This is a genomic window from Acidithiobacillus albertensis, from assembly GCF_001931655.1.
Classification (GTDB): domain Bacteria; phylum Pseudomonadota; class Gammaproteobacteria; order Acidithiobacillales; family Acidithiobacillaceae; genus Acidithiobacillus; species Acidithiobacillus thiooxidans.
Window position 1 is genome coordinate 1 of sequence record NZ_MOAD01000020.1, and the last position, 8,442, is coordinate 8,442.

General features: G+C 49.1%; 9 protein-coding genes and 1 pseudogene. 6 read left to right on the plus strand and 4 right to left on the minus strand.

The features are described 5' to 3' along the window. Together BLW97_RS19210 and BLW97_RS16290 are read left to right on the plus strand one after the other, a co-directional pair. Positions 1-143, plus strand: a pseudogene (locus tag BLW97_RS19210) (IS30 family transposase); the annotation flags it as partial. Continuing rightward, positions 140-1,441, plus strand: coding sequence for a Tn7-like element transposition protein TnsE (locus BLW97_RS16290; RefSeq protein ID WP_169829329.1), 1,302 nt, complete (start codon positions 140-142; stop codon positions 1,439-1,441). The pseudogene BLW97_RS19210 and the gene BLW97_RS16290, both read left to right, overlap by 4 nt. Before the next feature lie 125 nt (positions 1,442-1,566). Here BLW97_RS16290 and BLW97_RS16295 read toward each other — a convergent pair whose 3' ends face one another. The 3 genes from BLW97_RS16295 to BLW97_RS16305 all read right to left on the minus strand — a co-directional run bounded on the left by BLW97_RS16295 (position 1,567) and on the right by BLW97_RS16305 (position 3,682). Next, positions 1,567-2,175 (minus strand): TetR/AcrR family transcriptional regulator, encoded by a 609-nt coding sequence (locus tag BLW97_RS16295; protein ID WP_207650637.1) that lies wholly within the window; start codon positions 2,173-2,175, stop codon positions 1,567-1,569. 5 nt (positions 2,176-2,180) lie between these two features. Beyond that, positions 2,181-2,684 carry a hypothetical protein gene (locus BLW97_RS16300; RefSeq protein WP_075323953.1) on the minus strand — a complete coding sequence of 168 codons (504 nt, stop codon included), beginning with the start codon at positions 2,682-2,684 and terminating at the stop codon, positions 2,181-2,183. Between the two features lie 683 nt (positions 2,685-3,367). Continuing rightward, positions 3,368-3,682: a hypothetical protein gene (locus BLW97_RS16305; protein ID WP_075323954.1), complete on the minus strand. Its 315-nt coding sequence runs from the start codon at positions 3,680-3,682 to the stop codon at positions 3,368-3,370. Between the two features lie 104 nt (positions 3,683-3,786). On the opposite strand from BLW97_RS16305, the gene BLW97_RS16310 reads away from it, so the two are divergent. The 4 genes from BLW97_RS16310 to BLW97_RS16325 all read left to right on the plus strand — a co-directional run bounded on the left by BLW97_RS16310 (position 3,787) and on the right by BLW97_RS16325 (position 6,919). Next, a complete protein-coding gene (locus BLW97_RS16310; RefSeq protein WP_075323955.1) occupies positions 3,787-4,047 on the plus strand; it encodes a DUF4160 domain-containing protein in 261 nt (86 codons plus the stop codon). 15 nt (positions 4,048-4,062) lie between these two features. Next, positions 4,063-4,317, plus strand: a complete 255-nt coding sequence (locus BLW97_RS16315) for a DUF2442 domain-containing protein (protein WP_075323956.1) — start codon at positions 4,063-4,065, stop codon at positions 4,315-4,317. Positions 4,318-4,572: 255 nt separating this feature from the next. Then, positions 4,573-5,934, plus strand: coding sequence for an AAA family ATPase (locus BLW97_RS16320; protein ID WP_075323957.1), 1,362 nt, complete (start codon positions 4,573-4,575; stop codon positions 5,932-5,934). 10 nt (positions 5,935-5,944) lie between these two features. Further along, entirely contained in the window at positions 5,945-6,919 is a 975-nt protein-coding gene (locus BLW97_RS16325; RefSeq protein ID WP_075323958.1) for a DUF4435 domain-containing protein, read from the plus strand. A gap of 1,428 nt (positions 6,920-8,347) precedes the next feature. Here BLW97_RS16325 and BLW97_RS19215 read toward each other — a convergent pair. Continuing rightward, positions 8,348-8,442 (minus strand): ATP-binding protein (locus BLW97_RS19215; protein WP_242947823.1); only part of this gene is annotated, 95 nt, incomplete at its 5' end.

The window sequence follows — 8,442 nt, forward strand, 5'->3', positions numbered from 1 at the left end:
CCGAATATTCGCAACGGCGTTTGACTCAGGTAGCGGAGGAACTCAATAATCGGCCCAGGAAATCCTTGGGATTCCGAACTCCAGCCGAAGTGATGGCACAGCAAATCAGGCAGTTAAACAGCGGTGTTGCACTTCAAACTTGAAACCGCCGTGTTTTAATTTTGAATTTGGCGGAACACGGTATTATCTTCCCCAGCTTGAATTGGCGCGAGCATTGTTTTTTCATCATGCCTATATAACACGTTTAGCATTAATTCCCGGCGGACTCTCGCATGAGTTCGATGTTCAGCGCATCGATAACTTGAGCAGAGCGCTTATCAATATTTTGCCAAACTGCACTCTGCCACTGTATGTCAGAGGAGACCACGAGTTAAGGCGGGCGTTAGCCTGGATATTGCTGGATGATGATGCACGGCAATCATTTGAAAGTATTGCCCGTTACCAACTGCAGAACGGATACGATACAGACAAGTATCGTCTGTGGAAATTTCAGTTTGAACCGCCGCCACTCGCCGGTGTTGCACTGACACTTCGAGGTCACTACCGTCAGGAACTGGAATCTTTTTTTGTGTATGAAATTCATGGTGTTTCCAATTTAACTTGTCATTGCCCCGCCAGCGTCGATTTTGTTGACCCCCGATTTGCCGTGAGGCGACCAGGTCAGGGCCGTGCTGTACTATCCGGCCTACAAACAGGCCCGGAATTGGAAATCGATGACGAACAAGAACCCAAAACGGTAAAAACTGAATTTCGGATTGAAACACCCGCCGTTACATTTGAGTTTGTTAATCCCATTCAGACCACGCGCATAGCCAAGGGTAAAGGTCAGGCCACTGGCCGAGGACAAGGAGGAACTCAGTCAGCCTTTCCAGAAAATAAGAGATTACAGGTGAGCACTGACGAAGCCAGTACACAAGGTATTCTACCGTCAGCAGACTATGATGGTCTCAGGGATAGGAGCGATGATACGGATTTCTACGTAGGCAAGTTTAAAGCCTTTAATACAATGATATTGCAACTGGTTAGTAAGTCAAATTGCCACCATATCCATAGGGAGACCAGAAAACTTCCCGCTATTGACGGATACTCGAAACACATGCTTTCGGATGGTAATCCGCGTTATCTTACCTTCCATATAATCAGAAAAGATGACCAGGTGTACGCATTGATGGAGGTTGATACTTCCGATAATAAAAACAGTTTATCAACGCTGCTCTTGAGGCAGCAGGATATGCAGTTTGACTGGGAGCGGACTATTCGAGAATTAGAAATACGATTAATAAAGGGTTCTTTAGTCTGGCCAAGCAAATTTATAAAAAAAACCTTTGGTAATAGAGGAAAGCGCGTTACTCATCCAATTTCCTCGGCTGAAAACAAATCGCTTTTGGATCAAGATTCTATACTGCGTTGGGCAGAGAGAGTTTACTTGGATATGGAATAATCTGAAGTCTCAATGCCGTTTTTCCGGGGTAAAAGTCTGTATGAGTAAAAAATTACGATAATATTCAGTTTATAGAAAAGGCTTGTTGTTCCGCTATTTTTGTGGGAAGAGAAATTGTTTCAGGGTTAGACAGCCAAAGATTGAATATATACTTGCAGTTGCCGTAGGCAGCGTTGGTAAGCGTCGACTGATTGGGTATTTTTTCCCAGCCCGACACAACCCTCAATGGAAGCGACAAGATAAAGTGCAATATCTTCGGGAGTCATGTCCGAGCGGACCTGCCCTTCGGATTGACCTTTTTTGAGTGCCTTTGCAACCACTTCTACCCAACGTTCAAAAATTTTTTGCAGCCCCTGCCGAAACGATTCATCCAGAGGACTCATTTCCTGAATCAGATTATTGAGCGGACAACCGTAGCGAATGACAGACTCATCGGCATGGGAAATTTCTTCTGCAATGAGATTGCACAGTCCTTTAATGGGATTGTCATGCTGGGCCAGTAAGGTAATCCAGCGTTCCTCCAATTGCGGCCTGATCACTTCTGTAATGACTGCGAGGCCGAGATCGTGTTTGGTGCCAAAATGATGATAAAGCGCTCCCTTGCTCACGGAAGTCTTGGCAAGAATACGTTCCAGACTTGCGGCCTGAAAGCCGGATTCCAAAATTTCGTGGTAAGCGGCATCCAGCAGATCGCTGCGGGTCTGCCCCGGATTGCGAATGTTACGTCGATACATACTTATCATGAACTTAGAAGATACCGACCAAGCGGTATCTTGTCAATTATCCCAAATCCACAATTGAATGGAACGGGCGCTGTGGATGGCGTACGCCACCTCATTTTATCTCGGATTTGATGGCTGGCCGAATCGACGCGTAGGGTCGCCCGGCGGGTATGTATTTGAGGGAGAAGGGCTTCGCAAACTCGAATGAACTCGAGACGGGCTGTTGCCGGGGCGATATTCCAGACACGAAAGTCGTCATGGATCACGACATCAGCTTCGGCGAGGTTCCCCACCATAGGTAGGTGTCCACGCTCTCCCTTGTAGGTCAAGGCACCATTCCTTTTTTCTGCGACAATTTGTGTGGCATTCATATCCAGGATGCGTACCCGGCGGTACACCCGATTCCAATCCCGCCAGCCCTTCTCCAGCTCCCTTATGGCGCAGCCACTCTCCTGCCGCATCAGTGCTAGGCAGCGTGTCCACTGCAATAAGCGCTTCAAGCCCTGATCTCCATGAACCATCCGCAAATCCTCCAGACTGCATCTACTCGGGGGTGTAAGCCGGAACCCCAGATTTTTCCGTCAAACTTGAAAAGCCTGCTCTGGAGCGGATCGTCGGGAAACAGTTATTTCCCGACGCCACGGACCACTGGCTGCAACTGCCGCTCAAAATTCAGCAAACCCTGTACGGAACACCATGTCGGTCAGGTGTAGTGCTCGGAAACCCTGCCGCCGATGTTTCCCGACAGAATTTTCTGGGGTTCCGGCTTACCCCCCTACTACGGAAACTGTTTCTGATGTGCCCGACAGTATGCTCGCCCACCAAATCGGTCCTTGCGCGTAAAACAAAAAGAGGCTTCGTCCTGGCTAATGGGTGCCTTGCATTCAAAGCAAAACTTCGCCTTTGTGGTGTCTCCCGAGGGCTTTGACTGCTTCCGCAGAGTGGAGGCGCCAGTGCCCTGATGGTCCCCTGCGCCAGATGACGCCTGTCCCGCATTCTGTATTTCATCCTCAGAAATCCCAAACCGTTTCCGGTAATCCGGATAGGGTGCTGGGCAGGCCGGAGGCCGATGGCCAAGGGCGTCTTATCGACTAAGCACAAGCCGAGACTCACCAGGCTATCCCCAGAATCGCCACCAAGGACGTGGCGATGGTGCTCTCTGATCGGTCAGCACTGCCTGCGCCCGCTCAAGCTGCTGACGTAGTCACACCTCCCTCTCCTTGGCCTCACTCAACTGCTCCTTGAGCGTCTCTATGATCTCCTCTCTTGTCTCAAGATAGGTCTGTAACTCACTGTCCACGAGCCGTTTATCTATAGTCGCTTCTTGCACATTTTGCGTCGCTTCTGGCGTCGCCTGTAGAACACCAAAAACTCGGATGATCTCCGCCGTATCTATCATTGGTCGGCCTTGGTGATCTCTCTCAACGCTTATTTTTCCGGTTGATATATACCCTCTATAGAGCTGCTGGCGACCCACTCCGGCCAGCTTTGCCGCCTCTGTAACACTGACCTTTGCCATAGTCTCCTGCTGTACCCTTTCGTGTCGCGTGATGTCCGCACCTATATGGTAGGATGTTCCTGCCAGAAAATGTAGTATGTGGCTAGGACATGGAGGGAGTCTGCTTGCCCACGATAAGCACATTTTACGGAATGCTCATCAAAATGTTTTTCGATGACCATAGTCCCGCTCACTTCCATGTTCAGTACGCGGAGTTCAAGGCGGTCGTTGCCATAGAGTCCTTGTCCGTCATCAGAGGGCACCTGCCCCGTCGAGCTCAGGAGCTCGTTCTCGACTGGACCGAACTGCATCAGCAGGAACTTCTGGAAGATTGGGCATTGTGTCAGGCGAAGCAGCAACCAAAGCCGATAGAGCCTTTGCTATAGGAGATACACGCCATTATGGAATGGGATGTCGTCGAGGTCCAGACGGAGCAGCCGCTAGCACTGAGAGTGCGCTTTGCCGACGGAACACAAGGACAGGTGCGATTTGAACCAAGTCATCTAACGGGTGTTTTCGCCCCGTTGAAAGACCCCGTGATGTTCAGCCAGGTACATATCGACCATGGCGCCTTAACGTGGCCCGGTGACGTGGACCTCGCGCCGGATGCCATGTATGACGCTATCAAGACGCATGGGGAGTGGGTACTTCGGTAAAAATGAGCAGCCTCACCGTAATGTCTCATAACAGCAGCCAACCGGCGCCCGGAGAACCCAGCAGAATCAGGCCATCCGCCGCTCATGGTGCCGATCCAACGAGACAGAAGGGTGCATTCTGTCCACAATCCTCAGGAAGATCACCCCATGTTATAGTGTCGTCGAACTTTAAGTTCTGTCGTAAAGTTTCCGCACCAGATACACTAGTCCATAACCACTTATGTCTCTCATCTCTATAACCACAAGGCTCGAAAAATGAACAGCGCACTCGAACGGTTTCGAATTATTGGCCTTCATGGACGGAAAACCGTCGACGTTGCTATTAGAGACAATACACTTGTACTTGTGGGCGAAAATGGATCAGGCAAAACAACCTTTCTTCGCATTCTCTTCCATTTCCTGTCAGGCCGTTGGTTCTCCCTAGTTCAGTTTCGCTTCGGATCCATCGTGGCGACAATTGGGGGAGTCGAATACAAAGTTTCTCACGAGGAGCTAGTCAAAGCATTCAAAGGAATCGACCGTCGCTTCCTAGCAGAAATACCACCTCTATTGCGGCGCAGAGTCATGGAGTTATTGGAAAAGGGTGACATTGAACGGGTCGGTATTGAGCTTGAACGTGCAGGAGGTCGCTATTCCATCCCTCCAGAGGTTCTCCTCCGGCAATTAGAGTTTTTTGAAGAACCGCTGCGAGGTTCCAAGAAGGAACTGCAAGAAACGATTAGTCGCATACAAGAGGCTATTCGGGCCCAGATCCTGTACCTACCTACCTATCGCCGCATCGAACGAGAGTTAAACAGCATTTTCGAGGGCGTTGACCCAGACGATTTTCGTCGCCAGCGGAATAGGCTACGTCAGAACAACGCTGGGGAGGCATACATTGAACTCGTGGAGTTCGGTATGAAGGACGTTCAACAGGCGGTTGATCGCACCTTGGAGCGATTAAAGGAATTCGTGCGCGAGAACTTGAACAAGTTGACGCTCGGATACCTCGGCGACGTCGTCAATCGCGAGTACCTGCATGTTGAAGAGATAGCAGACATCTCTGAAGACACTGTTCGATCTGTGCTTGACAGAATCCACGAAAGTATCCTTACGAAGGAGCATAAAGAACATCTGTTTGGCGTCATCAATTCAGCACGTTCGGCTAATGCCCCAACCGAGCATGAAAAAATTATCTATCACTACTTTCTGAAACTGCTCGGATTCCAACAATCACTTCAGGAGAAAGAGCGCCAGATTTCCGCATTTTGCGAACTCTGTTCTGAATACATAGTAGACAAGCGCTTCGTCTATGACAGTCAAACATTCAGCTTCTCAATTCTACCAGAAGACGATTTAGAGGAAAATCGATCAATCACACTGAGCGATCTGTCTTCCGGAGAAAAGCAGATTGTTTCCCTGTTCAGCCACCTCTACCTGTCAGGACAACAGAACTTCTTTGTGCTAATCGACGAACCAGAGTTGTCTTTGTCCGTTCCTTGGCAACGGCGCTTCCTTAAGGACATTCGTGCTGGCCAGTTTTGTAAGGGGCTCGTCGCAGTTACCCATTCGCCATTCATTTACGACAATGACTTGCGGCCCTACACACACTCTCTTGGTGAATTTGTGAGCTTATAAGGGGCGAATCATGACTATGCTCCAAATTCATATGGATGCTCTCAATAGCGTACCTGTCGCCTACCACGAGTTTCTTATCCGTTACAAAGCCAATGCCAATATCGTCTATGGGATTGTTGAAGGAAAAGAAGATCCGATGTTCTACAGGGGGTTAATCGAACGACATTTGCCAGAGGGCTGGGAAGTTGAGTTAATCCCCGCAGGGTGCAAGGACAAAGTAATCAGCGCGAAAAATGCCTTTGACTGGTCGCGATTCTCGCCAAATAGGATTTGTTTCTTTATTGATAGAGACCTATCAGAGTTAATTGAAGATGGGACAATATCTGGAGACAATGTCTATATTACCGACAATTATTCGATAGAAAACGATGCCGTCAATATAGGAGTTTTGAAACGTCTATTGGTAGAAATATTCAATATTCATGACCTTGAACCCACAGAGTGGGAAGTTATTTATCAACGTTTTTCTTCCGCATTGTCTGATTTCCAAGATTTTATGGTTCCGATCATGGCCCAAATTATCTTGTGGCGACGTTCTGGAAAGCGGCCTTGCTTGAATGACATACAGCCGAAAGATTTCTTTTTCTTTAAACATGGAGAAATAAAGTTTAGAACAAATTTTGAATCGTCACTCTCCAGATTGGAGCATGCTGGTAAGTGCGTAAAACTACAACCATCGCATAACACCGAGGTATCATATGCCGAAAATGAATTCCGCCAACGCAATGGTCCTGAAAGGTTAATCAGAGGAAAATACTTGTTGTGGTTCTTGGTCGCGTTTGCGTTAGAAGTTCACAGTTCCATTTCGGTTCTTATTGATCGATTAGATGAATCGCCGAAGGTGCGAATTAGTATTGGCCTAGCGAATGCGATGGTTGTGCTGGCTCCCAGAGTAAGGTGTCCTCAATCGCTTAAGAAATTTTTGGACCGCACATACGAACAGTACATTCGCGATAGGAACCATCCCCTTATTCCAGAAGGCTGACTGGTTTTGGGATTACGTGACCGTCGCGTCACCTTGTTACTGTAACAATCCATTGTTAGCTCCCAGGATTGATAATCCGCTGGTCTGACCGGTACTGAAGCCAGTATCCATGCGGGTTTGTGGTTTTTGAATGGGGCATATTTTGGCACTTTGCCCAAATATCGCCCAAGTGCCCCCCGAAAATCACCTTATTTGCGACTAGTCACGATATGGCATTGTTACGCAGTAACAGTTGTTTTCGTACCGTTGAAATTCAGCAGCTGCTGCTTGACCGGTCGCGGTCGGCGCGGTAGCCTAATTACTCCAATGCCATCATCTTTTTAAAGATGAAAACAGCTTCCTGGCAAAAGCGACGCAATAGTCCGATGTGTATGGACCAAACCACGAGCCCCTCTTTGTACGCAGGGGCGTGCATGATTCCTGTTGTCTGCAATCTGTGCCCTGATAGCGACCCCACGGGATAATCGCGAAACCTCAGCGCAGCGCGACAGCGATGGATGATTCTTGTCTAATCCTCATAACGCCCGTGGCCTTTCGATGCGCTGATCGCCCAAGCGACTGCGCAGCCAGGAGCGGATGTTCCACCACAAAATTATCGTAGCCACCCCCGTCCGTCTCTGTAGCATCGCACAGAGACGGACGGCTGAAAGCCCCGCCATTACTGCTTTACAGCACTATTTCGCCGCGTGAAAACGCGTGAAATGGGCAGGGCACCCGCCAATCACATCGATGTAGATGGAGGCTCGCACCCCATATGAGGGTGCGGGTATGTCTAGCCAGCGCTCCGGAGTCGATCTGATCGCACCCCACCCAAACAGATAAGCGCGCCGCCGTCGCGCTGAACAAGATACGGCCCCCCTACAGCTTGCCGCGAGCTTAGTCGCGTGCGCATGCCTCTAGAGCATGCGCTCAAATTCGCCGACCTGATGGGCTCGGTGGGGGGACGTCTTTTCCTGTTTGAAGCACTGTCTGCAGATGGTGCCCCTTCACCGGGCCTTTCGGGTCGCGACAGGAAAAGACCTGCATCGACACAACACGTTGTTCACCAAAAATGAAAGCCTATTCCGGATTGCAAAATCCCCGATGATCTACCGCAGAGTGATCTGTGGCAGATCTTTTTTCATTGCGCATTGTTCCAGTGCGCAATGAAAAGAGGTTGTTTTTATCCCCTCCATGGGGAGGGGGTATTTTGTCCATTACACACTTTTTATGAGGATATTTTTATGTCACGAAATTATGGAATTGGTCATCGCGATATGTCGGTCGCGGGAAGATCTTTTTAGAACGGTCTTATCATCAAAAAGGCATTAGCGGCGACTCACTGGGGACCATCGCGGAGCGCTAGTCCCAATTCGTGCGCTACATCAAATACAATTGTCAAACAGCGTTTAAAAATGACCAGGTAACAGCGTATATTTTTGACCAGTTTTAGAGGGGGTGGCTGCGACGTTTTTTGAACCGGTAAGAATCGTTTCCGGTCTCCAGAATATCGCAGTGGTGGGTCAGTCGATCGAGAAGCGCCG